The organism is Virgibacillus carmonensis (genome assembly GCF_057836705.1).
In genome coordinates this window covers 1-1,004 of sequence record NZ_JBYQFJ010000086.1, presented here as the reverse complement: position 1 = coordinate 1,004, position 1,004 = coordinate 1, and the positions used below count along the sequence as shown (strand labels likewise).

2 protein-coding genes are annotated in these 1,004 nt (G+C 41.0%); one reads left to right on the top strand and one right to left on the bottom strand.

Translation table 11 applies throughout. The features are described 5' to 3' along the window. The coding region (locus AC3G7N_RS20605) for a S1 RNA-binding domain-containing protein (protein ID WP_489424035.1) at positions 1 to 260 on the top strand (260 nt) is incomplete at its 5' end. Between the two features lie 206 nt (positions 261 to 466). Here AC3G7N_RS20605 and AC3G7N_RS20600 read toward each other — a convergent pair. Continuing rightward, the coding region (locus AC3G7N_RS20600; RefSeq protein ID WP_489424034.1) for a catalase at positions 467 to 1,004 on the bottom strand (538 nt) is incomplete at its 5' end.

Genomic DNA, 1,004 nt, shown 5'->3' with positions numbered 1-1,004 from the left:
CATTATTAAAACAGAATGTGTTAAAGATGGAGGATCTTCAACCCGGCATGGAGATGCAGGGGACAGTCAGAAATGTGGTTGACTTCGGTGTCTTTGTAGATATTGGGGTTAAGCAGGACGGTTTAGTTCACATATCAAAAATGTCGAATAAATTTGTTAAACATCCAATGGATATAGCTTCAGTTGGCGATGTCGTTACAGTTTGGGTTGAAAACTTTGACGCCAATAAAGGAAGAATAGCCTTGTCCATGGTTAAATAAAAGCTTTCAGAGCGCCTTGCTTTGCGGCAGTTTTAATCCGCGATGAGTTTAGATAAAATTGGCTTATTGCTAGCAATGGTGAAATCGAAGTCAGGGAGCTTGAAATAAACATGGCTGCTTGTTAAATAAGCATAATAGGCCGAACAAACCTCTTATCTGTAAATAAAAAAAGGATCGCAAATTTGCGATCCTTTTTATTAAACTCTTTATCGTACACTTTCGGGTACGGATAGGCCTAATCCCTGTGCGACGCGTTCGCCGTATTCCGGATCAGCTTTATAGAAATGTTCAATTTGGCGTAATTTAATTTCATCTCGTTCAACAGGTTTCATATGGTTAACTACTGCTTGAATAAGACGGTCCTTTTCGTCAGGGCCCATTAGTCGGTAGAGGTCACCGGCTTGTGTGAAATGATCATCATTTTCATAAACGACGCTATCAGCCTCACCATAAACCTCAAATGGATTAACCTTTGATGGAGCATCCTCTTTTGGACCTTCCAGACTGTTTGGTTCATAGTTTACAGAACCACCACTGTTACCATCTAAGCGCATTTGTCCATCGCGCTGATAATTCTTAGTACCATTTAATGGACGGTTAATCGGTAATTGCTGATGATTCGCCCCAATACGATAACGATGTGCATCAGAATAACCAAACAGGCGTCCTTGCAGCATTTTATCAGGTGATGCTTCAATGCCAGGTACAAAGTTTCCAGGTGAAAATGCTGCCTGTTCTACCTCG